The sequence below is a fragment of the Gracilibacillus saliphilus genome, from assembly GCF_010994085.1.
GTDB lineage: Bacteria > Bacillota > Bacilli > Bacillales > Amphibacillaceae > Gracilibacillus > Gracilibacillus lacisalsi.
The window spans coordinates 63,910-84,226 of record NZ_WJEB01000020.1 but is presented as its reverse complement, the minus strand read 5'-3'; the positions used below and the strand labels follow the sequence as shown (position 1 = coordinate 84,226).

The following is a 20,317-nucleotide window of genomic DNA, read 5'->3' as shown; positions in this document are numbered from 1 at the left end:
ATCATGAACATCAAGTTATATGTACTAACAATATGGCAAATTATCGATCCTATTTACTTTATGTTTACTCGGCTTACTTATATTGATGACTTAAAGGGAAGCAATCGAAATATTTTTAGAGTTCGTTTAACTCGTTATAAGGGAAAAGAATCCATTTTATCTGATGGTACTGTCATCCAAAAAAATGATCTATTAATAAAAATTCATCTGCATAATGTACAATTGATGAAAAGCGTCAGAAATATAAAAAGCGATGTCAGAAAAGCAATGGTCATACATCAGAATGTACAGAAATCGTTACCACAGCTGGCAGAGTATGTGAATAATCATTCTAACGCTTCTGATATAAAAGGAATAATAGGTATAACAATGCTTAATCGTGGTAGTTCTAAATTAGGGTTTGAAACGGTAGAGATTAGTAATTCTTTTTATAAATACTTCAAATGTATTGCTTTACTCCCGATTTACTGGCTATCGGTTAATTCGCTTTCGTCTAACAGTTTAAAAAAGCATCATCCATGTTATTTATTCATGTCGAAAGAAAAATTGCTCAACAAATACTTCCAGCAAATGTAACACTTTATAAAAAAAGAGAAGCTGGGACACAACTAAAACATTCCAAGCTAAAGACGAACGTTGACAAGAGATCTAACTTATTCAAATGTTGTTTATTTGTTCATAGTAGATACAAACTGTGAAGTAATGAAAGGTGAAAAAGTGAGGCTTTCTCCCATTCTGATTAATGATGAGTGCTCAAATACGCTCCGGCAGAATACTCCGCTTTCCGTGGGCTCGGCTTCACCAAGTGGATCTTCAGCTCTCGCTGTCCCACAGGAGTCTCCGTATTCTGCCTAAGCTATTTTTGTTCTCTGATTATAGAAAGGAATGAATTCACGGAACTAAATTTTTTTGTTTTACTACAGTTCTAATCGGCTGTAGTTCTGTTACATATGGCGGAGAAATCGACTGGCTGATTACGGATAAGTGTTGTGGAACATATCTTAACGAAGGCCGCCCACTTTCACTCCTGTGGGAATTGTTTGGCCTGAAGATCCACTTTTTCGAGCGGTTTTTGCTCGAAAAAGTTAGCTGAAGGGCAAACCCCACGGAAAGGGAAGTGGGCAGCCGGAGTGGTAGTTATCATCACGATTTATTTCAAAATTATCTCTTAATGCAGTACGAGTACGGGAGGAGAACAAATCCATGTCCAGTTACTGCGCAGTTTATGTATAAGCCGTTATAAAAATCATAACCTTGGATTTAAAAAGACCCGAACTATTCGATGTGTTATCAAATAGTTCGGGTCTTTATTTGACTTAGATATACTCGATTCCCAGCTTCTTTTAAAGTGTATAAATCCAAATATAGGAATGCATAGCTTGAGCTATTCCATAAATAATAAAAACACACCGATTAAATTGCTGGGTTTAAACCAGTATTTTTCTTTCCAATCGATAATTGGTGAAGTGTTATTTCAGGTAGACTACCAATTCTGATGTTTACACCAGTTTGGCCCAGTCCTTCACTAATATAAAAAGGGCGACCATCCTGTGAATGAAGTCCTTTGATAACGTTCATTTTGGCAAGTTTTCCCATTTTAGCAAGATGGTACGCTTTAGGGTAACAAATTTGCCCACCATGGAAATGACCTGCTAACAAATAATCAAAATGGTACTTCTTCATATCAAGTACAATATTAGGATCATGTGTCAGTACTAAATTCGTACCTTTTTGGATGGATTGATAAGAGCTGAGCAAATCACTGCGATTCGTGCTGTAATCATCAATCCCTATAATATTTACTGGTTGATCTTCAATATATATGGTTTTACTGCTATTTTGCATGACCTGGCAATTGTATTCATTTAATGTGTCGATTAATGACTGTAAATGATCGCCTTTTAAAACATAATCGTGATTACCTAAAACCGTGTAAATGCCATACTTAGGATTCAACTTATTAAAAACTTTTAAATAAGGAATAAGCTTTGGGATTGTTCGTTTACGATCAAGAAAATCACCAGTTAGAGCAATTAAATCAATTGCTTCATGCTTTAGCTTTTCATAAAGCAACTCAGCGGATATCGAGATGTTTTCCAAATGTAAATCAGAAAGATGCAAAATATTCAAGCTAGTAACGGATTCTGTTTCATTGTGATCTATCTTAACGTTTCTTACGACAATATTTTGGGTATTTTTATATGCTTTAAACATAATTAGACTAACTAGGATTATAAAACTAATTAATAAGAACAAGAACATATTCATCACTCCTCTAGTCCTAATTATACAGGGTTTTATCCTTAATTGTTACGGTAATTCATGGATAGATTTCCAATACAATCAGACATGTATGAGGTGCATCATGACACTAGATTCCAAAAAGATCTTATTTCTCCCTTTTTTAAACATACCTTCAGGTCATCATCAAGTTGCAGATTCCCTTATTCATGAATTGGAATTAAACGAACCAAGTATGAAGTGTGAAAAAGCAGAAATACTTTCCTATAGCTACGGAAAAATTGAAGCTTTAGTCTCAGGTATTTATCTTAAATGGATTCATAAATTTCCACATGTATATAATTGGCTTTATCAGCAAAGTGTTTATAAAAATATCGAACAGCCGAAAAACTTCAAGTTATATGAACTGCTTTTTTTAGCTCAAATGAAAAGACTCATTAAAGAAAAAAAGCCAGATTGTGTGGTTTGCACACATGCATTGCCATCTTATATGTTAAACGTGATGAAAGAAAAGGGGGTACTGAACATACCCGTGATTAATGTGTACACTGACTTTTTTATACATCGCTTTTGGGGAACAGATCAGATCGATTTTCATTTGGTCTCCTCTCCTACTATGAAAGAACTTTTAATAAAAAAAGGAATTCCAGAACAGCGTATATGGTTTACGGGTATTCCTACCCACCATGAGATTAAGCCTAACAGCTTTCAAGTTAGGAAAGATCATTCTCCCACATTGTCAATAATGATAACAGGAGGAAACCTAGGTGTGGGTGCGATGGAAGATCTGTTACACAGTATCAAAACGAGTGGTAACATTAAGTTTTATGTCTTGTGTGGAAAAAACAAAGTACTGTATCAAAAACTGAGAAGATTAAATAATAAAAATATTATCCCTTTAGCATATATTACATCCAGAAAAGAAATGAATGAATTATACGATTCAATAGACGGTATTTTAACCAAGCCAGGTGGTGTGACGATCGGTGAGTGTTTAAGTAAAAGAATACCCATGTTTATCTATCACGCATTACCAGGGCAAGAGGTGATTAACCTTGATCAATTACAGCAACTAGGTGTAGTTTATTACCTTAACAATTGGGATGATATCGAAAGTCAATTATTCACTTTTTTTGAAAGCAAAGAACACCTGGAAGAAATAAACAGCAATTTAGAGAATTATCATAAACAACTTACTGATCAAAAAATAGCTGAACTTATTAAACAAATTTTGTGAAATTTATTACCAGTAACTCTCCGTCATTTGCTATAATTTGTAGTGAACAACAAGAATTGCCAATTTTTATTCATTATAGATTAAAAAAAGAAGGCTGGTAATAAATATGGACTACGGCAATTTATATGATACGTATAAACCATTGCTTTTTACAGTAGCTTATCAAATGATAGGTACAATCAAAGAAGCAGAAGATATAGTGCATGATGTTTTCGTGCAGTTAGAGAATGTTGATCTAACTAATATTGATGATTTGAAAGCATATTTAACAAAAATGACTACTAATAAAAGCTTGAATTACCTGAAATCTTCTATCAAGAAACGAGAGATATATCCAGGTCCCTGGCTACCGGAACCTATTGTTAACCCGGATGCAAATACACCTTTAGACAATCTTCTAAAAGAAGAATCTATTTCATATGCATTTGTAGTACTTCTTCATCAACTTACTGAGCTTGAGAGGTGTATTTATATACTGAGGGAAGTATTTATATTTGATTACAAATTTATCTCTGTGATATTAAATAAGTCAGAACAAAGTTGCAGAAAAGTATATAGTAGAGCAAAGCAAAAATTACAAAAAATAAAACCACTTAAAAAAGCAGTAAGAGAGGAAGCAGAAGAACTGGCTAAACTATTTTTACGTGCTGTGGAAAGTGGTGATTTTGAACCTTTTATTGACCACCTTACCAAAGATGTCATACTCATATCAGATGGAGGAGGCAAAGTGCTGTCTGCTTTGTATCCAATTTATAATAAAAATCGTGTTGTTGCCTTTTTACAAGGAATTCATAAAAGAGGGAGTTTTCAAGGGCAGTATAGAGTGGTGAATGTCAATGACGGTATTGGGATTCTGCAGCAGAAACAAGGTGAGCCAGTCAAATTGATTATCTTCGATTATACACAAACCGGTGTTCAACATATTTATGTTGTAATGAACCCGGACAAATTACAAAAAATAGGTCACAATTTCTCCTTTTAATTTGTCTTATAAGTGAAAGCAAAAAAAGGAGGAGTAGACATGGAACAAAGAATCAACTATGTGGAAGTTGCACCTGATTTAATCAAGCTTATTAGTCAATTGGAGTTGTACAAAAATAGCACAGATTTTGATAAGAAACTGATTGAATTAGTTAAAATTCGTGCATCTCAACTTAATAAGTGTGCGTATTGTATTAATATGCACACAAAGGACGCTAGAGCATTAGGAGAAACCGAACAGAGAATTTATTGCCTCAGTGCGTGGAGAGAGACAGAATTCTATACAGCAGAAGAAAAAGCTGCCCTGGAATTGACTGAGGCTGTTACTAACATTGCAGAGCAAGGTGTACCTGATCAAGTATATCAGGATGTCCGTAAGCATTTTGACGAAAAGCAATATATCGACTTAGTAGCGCTTATTATAACAATCAACTGCTGGAATCGATTATCAATCGCAAATCATAATGTTCCAGAGTAAATTTCACTGAAGATAGTTTCTAAACAGATATACTCTAGTATGTTTAATCTACATACTGGAGTTTTTTTATACATAATGAAATATTGGCATCACTAGAATATAATGGTCATTTCCTTTATACTATGACTTACAGTATCTATATGAAAAGGTAGTGTTCAATTGAAAGTTATCACAGTCGTTGGAAACAAACCAATGGAATTAAACATTCGAAATGAAAATGATCATCGAATCCCTTTTATCAAGATCGCGCTGAAGCAAAGGTTGATTTCATTCATTGACGAAGGATTAGAGTGGGTAATTATGTCCGGCCAAATGGGAATTGAACTATGGGCAGCACAAGTGATAGCAGAATTAAAAGAAGAATATCCGATAAAATTAGGCATATTCCCGCCATTTTTAGAATATGAATCTAGATGGCCGGATGTTTATCAGGAAGCATTTCTGCAAATTATCGAGCAAGCTGATTTTTATCAACCATTGTATAATGAACCATATAAAGCACCCTATCAATTTATTAACAAAGATGTATGGTTTATTGAAAAAACAGACGGGTGTTTAGCGCTTGTCGATGAGGACTACCCAGGAAGTGCAGGGTATATATTGGACAAAATGAAAAAGGCTGCAGAGACTTCTAACTATTCGATTTGGTATATTACACCGAATGATTTAGAAGACATTGTCAGGGACCATCAGGAGTATAATGAAAGTCATTTAGATTAAAAATTGACAACTTATATCTTTTTTGAAAAAATGATAATTAACGATTAAATGAGGTGGAAATAATGGCAAATCAACTTAATGGAAAAGACATTTTAGAGAAGAATTTTAAAACGGCAATGAGAGGCTATAATCAGGAAGAAGTGGACGAGTATTTAGATGTGATTATTCAAGATTATGAATATTTCCAGGAAGAAATTAATCGATTACAGCACGAAAATGAACGATTGAGAAAACAATCTGATCACACACGGGTTCGTCCGAGTACGTCTAATCATCAAGTTAATTATGACATTTTGAAACGACTATCCAATTTGGAGAAAGCAGTCTTTGGAAAAAAATATGAGGAATAAACTACCATTCTAACTACAGATTTCCATTGACTATTGCTACATTCGTGTTACAATAATGGAGGCTTAAATAAAGAGGAATGAATGTTGAAGTAATCGCTGCACATTTTCATGTGTAGAGGAAAGTCCATGCTCACACAAGCTGAGATGCTTGTAGTGTTCGTGCTTGACGAAATCATAAGTCAAGGTAACCTTTTAGAGGTTAACGGCAGGGAAAACACCTACGTCTTTAGATATGGTGTGAATACCTTGAAAGTGCCACAGTGACGTAGCTAAATAGGAAACTATTTAGGTGGAACGAGGTAAACCCCTCGAGTGAGCAACCCAAATATTGGTAGGGGCATCTTCTATTAGGGAATTCAACCGAACGAAGGACAAGCTTTGAGAGCTTGTAGACAGATGATTACTCCTTTGGTACGAGGCTGACCACCGTTTGCAGTACGACAAGGACAGAACATGGCTTACGTACATTCATTCCGGTCGTAAATAGGATTTTAAACCCCTTTCTTATTAAAAGGGGTTTTGTTGTACATAATAAGAAAAGCAAACCGGTGATGACTTATCGTAGGGCGATTCGTGAAGTCGCCTAGTTTTTGGGCGCTCGGAACTAGACAAATACCTAAATTTTATACTTTCTTGTCTTATTATAAAAGTACGGTCCACAAGATGATCAAAAGGAAGGATTTTTGTAAATGACAAAAACAGTTACCTTAATTGCTACAGCGGCTATGGGATTAGAGGCGGTTGTGGCAAATGAAGTCCGTCAATTAGGATATGAAGACGTGACGGTTGAGAATGGCAAAGTAATCTTTGAAGCAGATCACCAGGCTATCGCGCGGTGTAACCTTTGGTTACGAACAGCAGATCGCGTGAAATTACTGATAGGGGAATTTGAAGCAAAAACCTATGATGAATTGTTTGAAGGGATTAAAGCGTTGCCCTGGGAACAATATATTCCGGAAGATGGGAAGTTCCCAGTGACTGGAAAATCACATAAATCAACATTATATAGTGTTCCAGATTGTCAAGCGATTGTTAAAAAAGCAATTGTTGAAAAATTAAAACAGAAACATGGAATTGCTAACTGGTTAGAAGAATCGGGTGCAGAATATAAAATTGAAGCGGCTCTCTTAAAAGACAAAGTTACTGTAACATTAGATACTTCAGGTGCTGGTTTACATAAAAGAGGCTACCGTGTAGGACAGGGAGACGCACCATTAAAGGAAACCCTTGCTGCAGCATTAGTACAACTAACCAACTGGCGTGTAGATGAACCATTTTATGATTTGTTTTGCGGTTCGGGCACTATTCCAATTGAAGCAGCATTAATTGGGCAAAATATTGCACCCGGTTTTAACCGATCTTTCGCAGCAGAAGAATGGGAGTTTATCCATTCAGCTGTTTGGGACAAAGCTTTAGAAGAAGCGGAAGATTTAGCTAATTATGATCAACCACTCGCAATATATGGATCTGATCTTAATCCGAAAATGGTTGAAATTGCACGAGATAATGCAATGGAAGCTGGACTTGCTGATTTAGTGCAATGGAAGCAAATGCAGGCGACGGATTTTCACTCCAATGAAATCGGGGGGTATATTGTCAGTAACCCGCCATATGGTGAGCGAATTGGTGATAAAAAAGAAGTAGAGGAAATGTATCAGAAGCTTGGTGAAGTATTGAGAAATTATCCGACATGGAGTATTTACATTCTCACAGCAAACGAAAATTTCGAAGCACTAGTCGGCCAAAAAGCTTCTAAGAAACGAAAACTGTTTAATGCGTTTATCAAAACGGATTATTATCAGTATTTTGGTAAGAAAATAAAAAAATAGAAAAGTATATATTGAAGTTAATATTATTCTCTCAACCTTAGGAGAGTCTGTTAAAATATCCGGCAAAACCCACCGGTCCATTATATAGATGGTGATTACTTTGATAGTAATTATGATATAAACCCGTTTCCTAGAATAAATGAAACGGGTTTTTGTTTTGTAATAATTTATCTTATCAAATTCTCAAAACCTTCTGATCCTGGTGGGGAATGTTGGATGATATCGATAAAAGGTATAGTATAAGCGAATAAAATTAAGGCAATGGTGATACCGATCCATACTTTCCAATTTTCTAAATATTGTGGTGTAGGCTCAGCCTCTTCAGAAACTTCTGCAATTGGAAAACTTGCTTTTCCTTTAGGTGCTCCAAAAACCATATAGAAGAAAATATATACCATTAATATTATTCCTATAAATAGGATTGTTCCTCCAATAGCCTGCGCTAGTTGATAGCCGATCCATGTATCAACTTGTTCAGCACCTGTATAGGTTGAATATGCTGATCTTCTAGGTGCCCCCAATAATCCGGCAATGTGCATAGATCCGGACATGATAAACATTCCCACGCCCCAAACAATCGTTTGAATGATCCCTAGTGTATTGATTTTCTTCGTTAACTTTCTTCCTGTAAGTGATGGAATTAACCAGTAAGAGATTCCGAAGAAGGTGAGAATAACTGTTGTTCCTACAGTAAGATGGAAATGTCCTGTCACCCAAATCGTATTATGAATTACTTGGTTCATCTGGTGTGAAGCATTAATAATCCCACCTGTACCTGCAGGAATAAAAGCAAGCATCCCAACAACCGGAGCAAAGAATCGAACATCTTTCCAAGGTAATGCTTTAATCCATCCAAATAAGCTAGTATAACCTTTACTTCTCCCAGCCATTTCAAATGTAGCGAACATAGAAAATGCTGTTAATAAGGATGGTATAATAACCATAAACGTTAACACGACTTGAATGAATTTCCATAATGGATCAATTCCTGGTTCTGTTAACTGATGGTGAAAACCAACAGGAATGGAGAACATTAAAAATAATACGAAAGAAAGTCTTGCTAAAGCATCACTAAAAATTTTACCACCAATAATTTTTGGGATAATGGCATACCAGGCCATATATGCTGGTAACAACCAAAAATATACTAATGGATGACCAAAATACCAGAATAGGGTACGGCTGACCAGAACATTTATTGTATCTACCATTCCCAGTGACCATGGTATAAACTGAATTAATACTGTTGCGGCAACACCCAATGTTGCGATGAACCACAACAACATATTGATAACAACCATAAAGGCTAAGAGTGGTGATTTTTCACCTTTATGTGCTTTTTTCCAGACTGCTAATTGCCGGAAATTTGTAAAACAAGCAATCCAACTCCCAACTACTACTAAAGCCAGGCCGATATAAAAAGTTGGATATGCCTTTAGTGGTGCATAAAAGGTATAAAGTACATTTGCTTTACCAGTAAGAATGGTACCAGCAGTTAGCAGTGTACCAATCAGCATGGTCCAAAATCCAATCCATGCACTTAGTCGCTGCTTATCCGATAGGCCGACAGTTTTACTCAATAGGGCAAATTGAAAGCCAATGATAAAGAATGTTGTTAAAACGAGTGCAAGAATAACTCCGTGTGCTGTTAAAATTTGATAATAGCCAATACCAAATGGCAAATCAAACGATCCTGACCTAACAAAAGTCTGTAACAGACCCATCAAGCCTCCAACTAGCAAAGAGATAAAAGCCACATACATATGGGCCATTACTAAACGCGCATCTTTTTGCGGAATTGGTAAATGTCTCTCCATCATGGTTGATACACCTCCACTGTGGCAGCCATGTAATGATGACCACTACCGCAATATTCATTACATAACAATGTATAAGTTCCCGGTTTTTGCATAACAGTTTCCAGCGTACTTATATGTCCCGGTTCTACCATCATGTTGACATTTGTTCCGGCAATATGAAATCCATGAACAACATCAGTTGAAGTAGTTTGAAACAATACTTTTGCACCAACCGGAATTCGAATGTTGTTAACAGCTTTACCGTCTTCGTCTTTCCCTAAATCATAGTAAAAACCGGAAGATAGTACATTTACGATATATTCATTTTCACCAACCTGGCGTATTCCAAGATTTTCTTCTTTGAAGCTCTCATTTTCCTGTACATTTTTCGGATCAATTGTTTCCATATGACTAGGCGGGTGTACCCCTTTATAAAAAGCTCCTATTGCCAGAATAACTAAAAACAATATTAAGGATCCAACACCAAACATTAACCATATTTTCTCGTACTTATGAATATGCATCCTCAAAACCTCCTCAACGACTAATAAATATTCCAAAAACAATAAACCAGCTAATAAGAATAAAAGCCCCTACTAATAGAACAGAAATCAATGCTCCTTTTAATGTGTTATCTTGTTTTGAATTCACCATTTTTTCTCTTACTGTGTTAGCTCGTTCTGGCTTCATATATGTTCCTCCTTCCCAAGAGACTTTCTATACTATTTATAATACTAAATAAATTCAGCAAAAACGTTGATGCATCAAGGTTTTCACAAAAAAGTCACGGATTATGGCAACTCAAATCAGCCTTGTTTTATGAACATTTATGTTAAAAAAGTATGTGTCGATTATGTGAAAATAATGGAAATTAAAGGAATTACAAAGAAGGTATACATCCAAAAAAAGGAACAACAAGGGCGCGTTTAAATTAGAAAACGAAACACATTAACTTATATTAATCTATCTACGAATTACTTATTAGAAGTGAAAAGAACACTAGACTTCTAATCTAAAAAAATCTATACTAGCGATATAAACAATTTTGTATTCAAGATAAAAAGTTTTTACATGAGTGAGGGATTTCTAGTGAAAGACAGTGAAATATTGGCATATTTCTTAGAAAATTTGTGGTCGAAAGGGTTTAAGTTAACAGATGAAGAAGTTAGCTTCATCTATTTTGGGCAAAAATTCACGAATACTTCTGTAGAGCATGTCAAGCTAGCATTATCGTTTACATTACAGCTGCAAATGTCATTTGACAGAAGTTTTTATATCAGTTTACTTGAGTTATTTAGCCGACATAATATTCAAAATAAAAAAGAAGCCATCTCGCTTTTAACGCAAAATGGCTTAATGAAATAGTTAGTTATTCGATTTAAGAGCTTTTCGGGCTAATTCATCTGCGTGCTTATTCTGTTTCTCAGGGATCCATTTCATAAAGAAATAGGGAAACGAACTTGATAAGTGGTTAATCTGATTTAAGAATGACTGAAAAACATCTTTTTTTACATAATTTCTTTCAATGGCATCAACTACTACTTTTGCATCTGATCTACAGGAAATGATCTCATCCGGAAAGCGCTTCTTACATAACTCCAACGCTTTGATAACTGCTATAAATTCTGCTTCATGGTTGGAGTATTCTCCAATAAATAGACATTCCTCCAATTGCAATTGTCCAGTTTTGATATAAATGCCAATACCACTTGGACCTGGATTGCCTTGGCTGGCAGCATCTGTATAGACTTCGATCATTATCATACCCCCAACATTTATTTCATTTATGTTCAATCCTAGGCTTTATTTTTTTTGCTAGATATAAGAACGGTGTATCTAGTGCAGATACCACAAATTTAATGATATAAGTTGTAAATAAAATACTTAGCCAAGTATTCCACTCATGGACATCATAAAATGCGATTGAACAGAAAATAAGTGTATCAATAAACTGACTGATCATCGTGCTGCCGTTATTGCGGATCCATAGATACTTATTGGACGGTAATAATTGCTTGATCTTACCATAAATCCAAACATCAATATATTGGCTAACAACATAGGCCAACATACTTCCAATAGCAATGTTCGGAATCAATTCAAAGATGGTTTCAAGCGCACCTTGTGCAAAATCATCTGCATGTGGGGTGAACCGCAAGACAAATTGCATCACAATTGTCATAATCAGCAGGGAAGAGAACCCCATCCATACAGCTTTTTTCGCCTCTTTCTTACCGTGATTTTCATTTAATATATCTGTAGCTAAAAATACCGTTCCATACGTGATATTACCAAGTGTAGCTACTAAACCGAGCATTTCTACTGTTTTTAATACTTGAATATTAGCGATTACAGTAGACATTCCGATCCACACAAATAAACCGGCTTTTCCAAACATTCGATACATCAATAATAATAACGCAAAATTAAGAATAGCAAATAAAATCCATAATAATTCGTTTGCCAATATTTATTCCTGCCTTTCTTCATCAAATTCTTTACAGTCAATAAATAAAATTACCATAGTTTCAGGATTTATGTAAGTATAACAAGTTATATGAAGGATAACTTTAGAAAAATGCGCTTTTTAAACGATAATTTAGTTCTTAAATAACTCCTTATGATTTCACCGGACCTAGTTGAGGTTAATTTGTCATACTCCCTTAAACAAGCATTTGTGCATATTGTTTATTAAAGTCTATTTCCAAGGAGGAAGTCTGTTCATGTATTATTTAAATCAACCTAACTATCAGCCGCCATACTGTTATAGTAATTATTGGCCCATCCGTCAATATCAATCAATTGATCCTAGTTTTTTGTATCAATCAGCGAATGAGTCAAAAAAACTTATGAAAGATGCTAGCATGGTTCTCAATAAATTATCTGATTCAAAAGAATTTGATGCTGAATTAATGTATGCTGCGCAATCTTCAGATATCGTAGAGGTCAAGCGCTTAATTAATTCTATAGGCGTAACGTCAGATGTTGATATTAACTACAACCCTGATGGATTACGTTTAGAGTTTGCATCAAAAGTAGACAATACGGATTGCTGTCGGTTATCTATTGCACTGCGTTGGCGTTAAAGTATATAGTTGCTCTATACTTGTTAGGCCATAAGAAAAGCGCAGAGCGCCCGATTAGAAACGTAGCGACTTCAGAATTAACTGAGATAAAGGAATCACGGTGAGTTTACGAACCGATGATGACTTATCGTAGGGCAATTCATGAAGTCGCCTAGTTTCTGGGCGCTCGGAGCTAGACATCTGCGCAAAATTTATACTTTCTTATCACATTATAAAAGGCGATGATTCAATCATCGCCTTGTTCATTTTCATTTATTTTTTTTCAACATTAGCAGCTTGTGGGCCTCTTTCACCTTCAACAATTTCAAAAGATACTTCTTGACCTTCTTCTAGCGTTTTGAAACCTTCTTGTTGAATAGCGGAGTAATGTACAAATACATCATTTCCTTCTTCCAACTGAATAAATCCATAGCCTTTCTCTGCGTTGAACCATTTTACTACACCGTTTTCCATGTTATCTTTCCTCCTAAAACCTTTCACGCAAAAACGTGTTAATACAAACAAGATGGCGGATAATGAAAAAGGTAGCAACCATAGAAGTATAGGATCACCATTCCATTTACTTCTATAGAAGCTACCTGATAATAATGAACCCAAACATCTTCTTTGCTTGTTACTACTATAGCTTATTTTACCAAATACGTCAAGATATTCATATGAGATAAATCCTTTGTTTACAAGGAATAAAACCTTTTCATTTTAAAATAAACATGGTATTGTAATATCAGAATTTTAGTGTAGAGGTGTTACGATTGACAATACTAATTGGCTTAACAGGATGGGGAGATCATCCCACCCTTTACGATCATGCAAAGGATAGACAATATAAATTAACTGCTTACAGTTCACATTTTCCGGTTGTTGAGGTTGACAGCTCTTTTTATGCGATCCAATCTACCGAAAATTATCGAAAGTGGGTGAGTGAAACACCTGAAACGTTTTCTTTTGTTATTAAAGCGTATCAAGGTTTAACAGGTCATGATCGCAAACATTTAACCAATCGTGAAGCAAAGGAATTAGTGGATGCTTTTATCAGTTCTATTCAACCAGTAATAGCTGCTAACAAATTAAATACGGTATTATTTCAATTTCCACCATGGTTTGACCTAAAACAACGAAATATAAAGAAAATCAGAAAGATTAAACAATGGATGGGCGATATTCCAATAGCGATTGAATTCAGAAATCGAACTTGGTTTGAAGATCATCAACAAGAAACATTGGCATTTTTAAAAGACATAGGGGTAACACACGTAATATGTGATGAACCTCAAGCAGGAGAAGGATCTATTCCGACCGTTTTAGAGACAACAAATGACCGCGTATTAATCCGATTCCATGGAAGAAATATTCATGGATGGAATAATCACGGTCAAGAAAATTGGCGGGAGGTTCGCTTTTTATATCGTTATAATCAAACAGAATTACAGGAGTGGGTGAAACGCATACATCAATTAAATAAACAAGCAAAAGAAATAACTATATTATTTAATAATAATTCAGGCGGAGATGCCGCTGACAATGCTAAACAATTGTTAGATTTACTCGATATAACGTATCAAGGATTACATCCTAAACAGATCGACTTTTTTGATTTATTCTAGTATGACTCGTTTCGCTCCTAAGTATCGTTCTGACCAATAACTCATACTTAACTCACTAATATCTACACCGTTAGATTCACTGGCATGAATAAATTTATCATCACCCAAATAAATACCAGCATGGGATGGACCTGGTTTATATGTTTCAAAAAATACAATATCTCCCACGGACGGTTGTTCAACTTGCTTGGTTGCATTCCATATTTCACTCACTGTTCTTGGGAGGTTTGCACCTAGTTGATTAAATACGTACTGTAAATAACCACTACAGTCAAACCCTGAAGTAGATGTGCCGCCCCACCTGTATGGTGTGCCAAGATGATCTTTCGCACTGGAAATGATTTGACTGACACTCAACGATGATGCAGAAGGTGAAGTATTTTCTTCTGGTACAGATCCTTCTTGATCAGGATCAGCTGCTTCTGAATCTTGATCTGACCCCGCGGAATCCTGTTCGGTTTGTTCTACTTCTACTGATGCTATTTGTGGCATTTCTGCTGACTCTTCGTGTATCTCTGCTTCAACATGGTGGATTTCCATTCCTGTATCCTGTTTATAAGCTTTTACTGCTTCGTTTGATTTTTCACCATATATACCATCTATATCCTCGCGATAGTAACCAAAATAAAATAGAGCTTCCTGCACCTCTTTGACATCATCTCCACGATCACCAATAGAAAATGTAAGTTCATGTTCTTCTAATATGTCTTCATAATAAGCTTCTTCCTTGTTTATAATGGTTTTTATAGTATCTTGATCCGCTTTTCCACTTTGGTCCATTAAATGGTCTTCTTGGAATTTCTTTAATGCATATTCTGTCAAAATACCAAACTCTCCATCAATAGAAGAATCATAATACGATAATCTTTGTAATTTATGTTGCAACATCCGAACCGATTCATGCTGCATACCGTATTTCAGCACGTTCGATTGCTCTAATATTTCGTTCTGCATCATAGGATAGGCATCGACATAAAAAGAAAAAGGCTGGCTAAATGCAAAGCTGTAAGCGACGGAGTGTTTTACTACTCGTGATATTTGATCTTGTAACAACATAAAACCACCCCTTACGAAATAATTACTTACAGAAAAATTTATGTTAAAATGGGGGAAATATGATCTTAAGTTAACTTTGTTACGTATTTGTAATAATGTGAGACTTCCATCAGTGGGGTTGATCCTAATATGATGGATAACGTTGTGGTAAATGATGGCGAGGAAGGAAGATGAAAGATGTCAATAAGTGAGCAAAACTATTTAGATTTATGCAGTAAAGTACTTGTGGAAGGAACAAAAAAAGATGATCGCACCAACACTGGAACGCTATCGATATTCGGGCATCAAATGCGCTTTGACTTACAGGAAGGATTTCCGTTACTAACAACTAAAAAAGTTCCTTTTCGCTTAATTGTTAGTGAGTTATTGTGGTTTATTAAAGGGGATACGAATATTCGTTACCTATTAAAGCATAATAACAATATTTGGAACGAATGGGCTTTTAAAAATTGGGTGGAAAGCGATGAGTACGATGGACCTGATATGACTGATTTCGGTCATCGTTCTTTACAGGATTCCGAGTTTAAAAAAACATATGATCAGCAGATGGACCTTTTTAAAACGAACATTTTAGAAGATGATGATTTTGCAAGCAAATTTGGGGATTTAGGCTCTGTATATGGAAAACAATGGCGAGCTTGGAAAACGTCACAATCAGAAACAATTGATCAACTAAAAGATGTGATCGAAGCAATTAAACATAACCCTTACTCAAGGAGACATATTGTCTCTGCATGGAATCCAGAAGATGTTCCAAGTATGGCACTACCGCCATGTCACACCCTTTTTCAATTTTATGTAGCAGATGGTAAATTAAGCTGTCAGTTGTATCAGCGAAGTGGCGATATCTTTTTAGGTGTACCGTTTAATATTGCTAGTTATGCGTTGCTTACCGTATTAGTTGCTAATGAATGCGGCTTAGAGCCAGGAGAATTTATTCATACATTTGGTGATGCACATATTTATACCAATCATCTTGAACAGGTAAAAACGCAATTAGAACGCGAGCCAAGAGCATTGCCAACGATTTCTATCAAAGAAGGTGTATCCCTCTTTGATATTGAACTCGAAGACATTAAGCTAGATAATTATCAACCACATCCTGCTATAAAAGCACCAGTCGCAGTATAAAAGGAGGAGCAAAAATGATCTCATTATTATTTGCAATGGGCAAAAATCGCGTGATCGGAAAAGATAACACATTACCATGGCATTTACCTAACGATCTTAAGTTTTTTAAAGAATTAACCACGTCAAATGCGATTATTATGGGAAGAAAAACCTTTGAGTCGATGAATGGACCTCTGCCAAATCGTGATAATATTGTATTAACGACTAATAAAGAGTTTGAACATGAACAATGCCAAGTAATTCATTCCGTTGATGCAATTAAAGAAATGGACAAGGCAAATCCTGAAAAAGAATGGTTTGTCATCGGTGGCGAAGAGATTTTTAAGCAAGTGCTTGATTTCGCAGATCGAATTTATATGACCTATATTGAGGAAGAGTTTGAAGGCGACACGTTTTTCCCTGACTTTGATGAACAAGAGTGGCATCTAACAAAGAAAGAAAAAGGTAAAAAAGACGAGAAAAATCGCTACGATTATTACTTTATTCAATATGATCGGAAAAAGTAACCCTATTTTTATCGTTAGCCAAGACAAGCACGCTAAATCATGGTAAGATAAAAGATGATAATAATTTGATATACATAAAGGGGCGCATAAAAAAATGTTATCTTCTATTGGTATTCCTGGGCTGATTTTAATATTAGTTATTGCATTAGTGGTTTTTGGGCCGAAGAAATTGCCTGAAATCGGTAAAGCAACAGGGGAAACATTGCGTGAATTCAAAAAATCTGCACGTGATTTGACAGATGATGAAGTAGAGAAAAAAGAAAACAATTCGTAATTTTTTGACCAATAAATGAGGTGGATGTCATGTTGTCTAATATTGGCTTTCCGGGGTTATTTTTAATATTAGTTATTGCATTGGTTATTTTTGGTCCTTCGAAATTACCAGAGATCGGTAAAGCTGTTGGCCATTCTTTACGTGAGTTTAAAAAAGCTACTAATGACATTATGAATGAAGATAAAGATAATTCAGGCAAATAAGGAGCAAAAAGATGTAAAAGACATTCTTTTACATCTTTTTCTTGCACGTTAGTAGAGCTTAAAATTTAGCAACACAGTAATTCAACGTAGCAACAATTTTGAATGCATAAAGTACGAGTAAAACGAAGGCTTTCCCAGTACTTGGTGATATGCCACGTTTTTCATTACATATATCACTTGCTTATGATGAAGGGACGTTTAAAATGGAGCAAGACAAATCATTACCAAATGAGAAGGAAATGGGTTATTTAGACCATTTCGCTGAATTACGCAATCGGCTGTTATGGACCGCACTAGTATTTGTATTGTTTTTTATCGGTGGACTTTATTTTGTCGAAGATATTAGGAATTTCTTTTTAAATGATATAGACATCACATTAAATCTCATTTCGCCTGAAGAAATTATTTGGATCATTTTCATGATTGCTTTTGTTGTTGCCTTTGCTGCAACGTTACCATTTCTATGTATGCAATTATGGTTATTCGTTAAACCCGGTTTAACGAAAAAAGAGCGCCGAATTTCCTTGGTTTATATTCCAGTTATTTTTATTTTATTCGTATCTGGACTTACCTTTGGCTATTTCATCTTTATACAGCTCATTCTTCCATTTGTATTATCTTTAAATGATGGCATGTTTGATACGATGTTTACTGTAGAAAACTATTTCCGCTTTATATTTAAAGTGACATTGCCATTTGCTGTATTCTTTGAAGTCCCGGTTATTACGATGTTTTTAACGAGTTTAGGGATTGTTACACCACAATTTTTAAGCAAAACAAGGAAGTACGGTTATTTTATCCTTGTCATTATCGGAACTATGATTTCACCACCAGATTTTATCTTACAAATTGTCGTTGCGATTCCGTTAATCATTCTTTATGAAATCAGTATCATGTTATCACGAATAGTATACCGCAAAAAGCAGGAACAGCATCGTGAATTTATGGAAAATTAATACGAGGGATTGAGGAAACGTATGAAGTCATTTTATCACTTTATGATGCGTTATCGTGGAAATAAACAACTTGATGATGCCCGAAGGTTAGCTGATTGGATGTTTTATGATCATGACTTTCCCAAGCATTCTCACGATTATTATGAAATTAGCAGTTATCTGGAATGGCATACTCCTTTTCCAGAAGCGATTGCAACATATGATCATTTATGGGAGGAGTATATAGATGAAGAAAAGCCATGAGTGTCGCTAACCACTCATGGCTTTTCCTACTCATGCAATAATTCTATTGCTACGATATTTTCTATTGGGACTTTTCGTTGTAAAGCTCCTTCTTGAATAGTTAGCTTTCTTGCGATTGGGTCCATTTTAATAATATGGCCAATAGTGGACTGAAAAGAGCTATTTTGGTAGTAGTTTAATGTTATCTTTTGTTGAGCATGTATCGCTTGCTGTAACGTTAACTCCATTTCGTTGACGTAATCTTCGTTAAAAATAGGCTTTTCCTTAAGGGCTTCGTCAGCAAAGAAATCTTGAAGCATTTCAACATGCTCAGGCAACATTAAAGAAGCCCATTTTATTTTACCTCGATCATGTACCAAACAAATCACCTCAGTATTATTATACACGAACATTCGTTCTTGATCAATAGACTTCGATCACCTGTTCGTGTATAATGAATAGTGAAAATATGGAAGGGATGTGAAGGCGACTATGAAGATTTTACATACTGCAGATTGGCATTTAGGAAAGATTGTTCATGGACTACACATGACTGAAGATCAAGGTAAAGTTCTCCAGCATTTGATTGAAATTATCCAAGCAGAAAAACCGGATGTAATCATCATTGCAGGTGACCTTTATGATCGAGCAGTGCCACCAAGAGAGGCTGTTGAATTATTAAACTCATTTTTTACTACAGTATCCGTTGAAATGGAGATCCCGATCGTTGCTATTTCCGGTAATCATGACAGTCCTGATCGGCTCGGGTTTGGAGCAAGTTTGTTTCGATCCAAACAATTATATTTAGCAACATCCATGGAGGATGTGTTTCAACCCATCCATTTTAATGAAGGCGAACATGATGTCTATTTTCATTTAGTGCCCTACATCGAACCAGAACAAGTGAAGTACTATTTTCAAGACGATTCCATCGAAACACATCAACAAGCGATGGAGCGGATAGTGAGAGAGATTGAAGTACAAATGACGGATCAAGCTCAACATATTTTAGTTGGACATGCCTTCATTGCAGGCGGAATGGAATCGGAGTCTGAAGAAAGACTCACGATGATAGGTGGTACTCCTTATATCGATGCTTCTATATTTAAATCTTTTGATTACATTGCCTTAGGACATCTTCATCAACCTCAAAAAATAAAAGATGATTTTATCCGGTATAGCGGATCAATCATGAAATATTCCTTTTCAGAAGCAAACCATAAAAAATCTGTTGCCATCCTAGAATTAAATGGTACTGAGAAAACAGTATACACGATTCCTTTAAACGCGCCAAAAGACTTACGAATTGTCGAAGGTTACTTTGAAGAATTATTAGCGGAAAAAGTAGCGAAAGCGACCGAAGATTACTTACAAATAAGATTGCTAGATGATGGACAAATCATAGATCCTGTTACAAAACTTCGTAAGCTTTTCCCTAACATTTTACGGTTAGAACGAAAACAACATGTAGTTCATCAATCTCTTAAAGAAATTCAATCAATAAAGGAAAAACAGAAAATGACTCATGAACAACTATTTGCATCGTTTTACAAAGAGATCAAAGGATCAGATCTTTCCGCAGAACGGGCGAAATATGTACAAGATGTGATACAAAAAGTGATGGTAGAAGAGAGGGAGAAATAA

General features: G+C 35.4%; 26 protein-coding genes and 1 other RNA gene. 18 read left to right on the top strand and 9 right to left on the bottom strand.

Annotated features, from left to right (window positions below; genetic code table 11):
• Positions 1-9 precede the first annotated feature (9 nt).
• Positions 10-576: a YkoP family protein gene (locus GHT08_RS13835; protein ID WP_163582012.1), complete on the top strand. Its 567-nt coding sequence runs from the start codon at positions 10-12 to the stop codon at positions 574-576.
• An 837-nt stretch (positions 577-1,413) separates the two neighbouring features.
• Here GHT08_RS13835 and GHT08_RS13830 read toward each other — a convergent pair.
• On the bottom strand, positions 1,414-2,262 hold the full coding sequence (locus tag GHT08_RS13830) for a metallophosphoesterase (RefSeq protein WP_163581973.1): 849 nt from the start codon (positions 2,260-2,262) through the stop codon (positions 1,414-1,416).
• Positions 2,263-2,365: 103 nt separating this feature from the next.
• Between GHT08_RS13830 and GHT08_RS13825 the strand changes: the two genes are divergently transcribed.
• From GHT08_RS13825 to GHT08_RS13795, 7 genes are all read left to right on the top strand, one after another.
• Positions 2,366-3,478, top strand: coding sequence for an MGDG synthase family glycosyltransferase (locus tag GHT08_RS13825; protein ID WP_163581972.1), 1,113 nt, complete (start codon positions 2,366-2,368; stop codon positions 3,476-3,478).
• A gap of 106 nt (positions 3,479-3,584) precedes the next feature.
• The gene (locus GHT08_RS13820) at positions 3,585-4,460 is read left to right on the top strand and encodes a sigma-70 family RNA polymerase sigma factor (RefSeq protein ID WP_163581971.1); all 876 of its coding nucleotides are present in this window, start codon (positions 3,585-3,587) and stop codon (positions 4,458-4,460) included.
• Positions 4,461-4,499: 39 nt separating this feature from the next.
• Positions 4,500-4,937 (top strand): carboxymuconolactone decarboxylase family protein, encoded by a 438-nt coding sequence (locus tag GHT08_RS13815; RefSeq protein ID WP_163581970.1) that lies wholly within the window; start codon positions 4,500-4,502, stop codon positions 4,935-4,937.
• Positions 4,938-5,096: 159 nt separating this feature from the next.
• Entirely contained in the window at positions 5,097-5,657 is a 561-nt protein-coding gene (locus GHT08_RS13810; protein ID WP_163581969.1) for an SLOG family protein, read from the top strand.
• A 62-nt stretch (positions 5,658-5,719) separates the two neighbouring features.
• Positions 5,720-6,007 carry a cell division regulator GpsB gene (gene gpsB, locus GHT08_RS13805; RefSeq protein WP_163581968.1) on the top strand — a complete coding sequence of 96 codons (288 nt, stop codon included), beginning with the start codon at positions 5,720-5,722 and terminating at the stop codon, positions 6,005-6,007.
• 80 nt (positions 6,008-6,087) lie between these two features.
• Positions 6,088-6,473, top strand: an RNA gene (rnpB, locus tag GHT08_RS13800) — RNase P RNA component class B.
• Between the two features lie 223 nt (positions 6,474-6,696).
• The gene (locus GHT08_RS13795) at positions 6,697-7,836 is read left to right on the top strand and encodes a THUMP domain-containing class I SAM-dependent RNA methyltransferase (protein WP_163581967.1); all 1,140 of its coding nucleotides are present in this window, start codon (positions 6,697-6,699) and stop codon (positions 7,834-7,836) included.
• A 167-nt stretch (positions 7,837-8,003) separates the two neighbouring features.
• On the opposite strand, the gene GHT08_RS13790 is transcribed toward GHT08_RS13795, so the two are convergent.
• The 3 genes from GHT08_RS13790 to GHT08_RS13780 are packed head-to-tail and all read right to left on the bottom strand — an operon-like array spanning position 8,004 to position 10,325.
• A complete protein-coding gene (locus GHT08_RS13790) occupies positions 8,004-9,656 on the bottom strand; it encodes a b(o/a)3-type cytochrome-c oxidase subunit 1 (protein ID WP_163581966.1) in 1,653 nt (550 codons plus the stop codon).
• A complete protein-coding gene (locus GHT08_RS13785; protein ID WP_163581965.1) occupies positions 9,653-10,159 on the bottom strand; it encodes a cytochrome c oxidase subunit II in 507 nt (168 codons plus the stop codon). The genes GHT08_RS13790 and GHT08_RS13785 overlap by 4 nt, the downstream gene beginning before the upstream one ends.
• A 13-nt stretch (positions 10,160-10,172) precedes the next feature.
• Entirely contained in the window at positions 10,173-10,325 is a 153-nt protein-coding gene (locus tag GHT08_RS13780) for a cytochrome c oxidase subunit 2A (RefSeq protein ID WP_163581964.1), read from the bottom strand.
• Positions 10,326-10,724: 399 nt separating this feature from the next.
• Between GHT08_RS13780 and GHT08_RS13775 the strand changes: the two genes are divergently transcribed.
• Positions 10,725-11,000, top strand: coding sequence for a DUF6123 family protein (locus GHT08_RS13775; RefSeq protein ID WP_163581963.1), 276 nt, complete (start codon positions 10,725-10,727; stop codon positions 10,998-11,000).
• Here the strand turns inward: GHT08_RS13775 and GHT08_RS13770 are convergent, their stop codons facing one another.
• Both GHT08_RS13770 and GHT08_RS13765 read right to left on the bottom strand, forming a co-directional pair.
• Positions 11,001-11,393 (bottom strand): ribonuclease HI family protein, encoded by a 393-nt coding sequence (locus GHT08_RS13770; protein WP_163581962.1) that lies wholly within the window; start codon positions 11,391-11,393, stop codon positions 11,001-11,003.
• A gap of 22 nt (positions 11,394-11,415) precedes the next feature.
• Positions 11,416-12,102 carry a queuosine precursor transporter gene (locus GHT08_RS13765; protein ID WP_193568306.1) on the bottom strand — a complete coding sequence of 229 codons (687 nt, stop codon included), beginning with the start codon at positions 12,100-12,102 and terminating at the stop codon, positions 11,416-11,418.
• Positions 12,103-12,358: 256 nt separating this feature from the next.
• On the opposite strand from GHT08_RS13765, the gene GHT08_RS13760 reads away from it, so the two are divergent.
• The gene (locus GHT08_RS13760) at positions 12,359-12,721 is read left to right on the top strand and encodes a YuzC family spore coat inner layer protein (protein WP_163581961.1); all 363 of its coding nucleotides are present in this window, start codon (positions 12,359-12,361) and stop codon (positions 12,719-12,721) included.
• Between the two features lie 252 nt (positions 12,722-12,973).
• Here the strand turns inward: GHT08_RS13760 and GHT08_RS13755 are convergent, their stop codons facing one another.
• Positions 12,974-13,174: a cold-shock protein gene (locus GHT08_RS13755; protein ID WP_018933771.1), complete on the bottom strand. Its 201-nt coding sequence runs from the start codon at positions 13,172-13,174 to the stop codon at positions 12,974-12,976.
• A gap of 299 nt (positions 13,175-13,473) precedes the next feature.
• Between GHT08_RS13755 and GHT08_RS13750 the strand changes: the two genes are divergently transcribed.
• Positions 13,474-14,325 carry a DUF72 domain-containing protein gene (locus tag GHT08_RS13750; RefSeq protein WP_163581960.1) on the top strand — a complete coding sequence of 284 codons (852 nt, stop codon included), beginning with the start codon at positions 13,474-13,476 and terminating at the stop codon, positions 14,323-14,325.
• Here the strand turns inward: GHT08_RS13750 and GHT08_RS13745 are convergent.
• Positions 14,317-15,381, bottom strand: a complete 1,065-nt coding sequence (locus GHT08_RS13745) for a C40 family peptidase (protein WP_163581959.1) — start codon at positions 15,379-15,381, stop codon at positions 14,317-14,319. The two genes, GHT08_RS13750 and GHT08_RS13745, sit on opposite strands and share 9 nt — an antisense overlap.
• 177 nt (positions 15,382-15,558) lie before the next feature.
• Between GHT08_RS13745 and GHT08_RS13740 the strand changes: the two genes are divergently transcribed.
• From GHT08_RS13740 to GHT08_RS13715, 6 genes are all read left to right on the top strand, one after another.
• Complete coding sequence (locus tag GHT08_RS13740; protein ID WP_163581958.1) at positions 15,559-16,512, top strand: thymidylate synthase; 954 nt, start codon at positions 15,559-15,561, stop codon at positions 16,510-16,512.
• Positions 16,513-16,526: 14 nt separating this feature from the next.
• A complete protein-coding gene (locus GHT08_RS13735; protein WP_163581957.1) occupies positions 16,527-17,018 on the top strand; it encodes a dihydrofolate reductase in 492 nt (163 codons plus the stop codon).
• A 94-nt stretch (positions 17,019-17,112) separates the two neighbouring features.
• Complete coding sequence (locus GHT08_RS13730) at positions 17,113-17,292, top strand: twin-arginine translocase TatA/TatE family subunit (RefSeq protein WP_163581956.1); 180 nt, start codon at positions 17,113-17,115, stop codon at positions 17,290-17,292.
• A 29-nt stretch (positions 17,293-17,321) separates the two neighbouring features.
• On the top strand, positions 17,322-17,495 hold the full coding sequence (locus GHT08_RS13725; protein WP_163581955.1) for a twin-arginine translocase TatA/TatE family subunit: 174 nt from the start codon (positions 17,322-17,324) through the stop codon (positions 17,493-17,495).
• 203 nt (positions 17,496-17,698) lie between these two features.
• Complete coding sequence (tatC, locus tag GHT08_RS13720) at positions 17,699-18,451, top strand: twin-arginine translocase subunit TatC (RefSeq protein ID WP_163581954.1); 753 nt, start codon at positions 17,699-17,701, stop codon at positions 18,449-18,451.
• Positions 18,452-18,472: 21 nt separating this feature from the next.
• Positions 18,473-18,694 (top strand): YozE family protein, encoded by a 222-nt coding sequence (locus GHT08_RS13715; protein WP_163581953.1) that lies wholly within the window; start codon positions 18,473-18,475, stop codon positions 18,692-18,694.
• Between the two features lie 26 nt (positions 18,695-18,720).
• On the opposite strand, the gene GHT08_RS13710 is transcribed toward GHT08_RS13715, so the two are convergent.
• A complete protein-coding gene (locus GHT08_RS13710; RefSeq protein ID WP_163581952.1) occupies positions 18,721-19,053 on the bottom strand; it encodes a YolD-like family protein in 333 nt (110 codons plus the stop codon).
• A gap of 112 nt (positions 19,054-19,165) precedes the next feature.
• Here GHT08_RS13710 and GHT08_RS13705 point away from each other — a divergent pair, with 112 nt between their 5' ends.
• Positions 19,166-20,317 carry an exonuclease SbcCD subunit D gene (locus tag GHT08_RS13705; protein ID WP_163581951.1) on the top strand — a complete coding sequence of 384 codons (1,152 nt, stop codon included), beginning with the start codon at positions 19,166-19,168 and terminating at the stop codon, positions 20,315-20,317.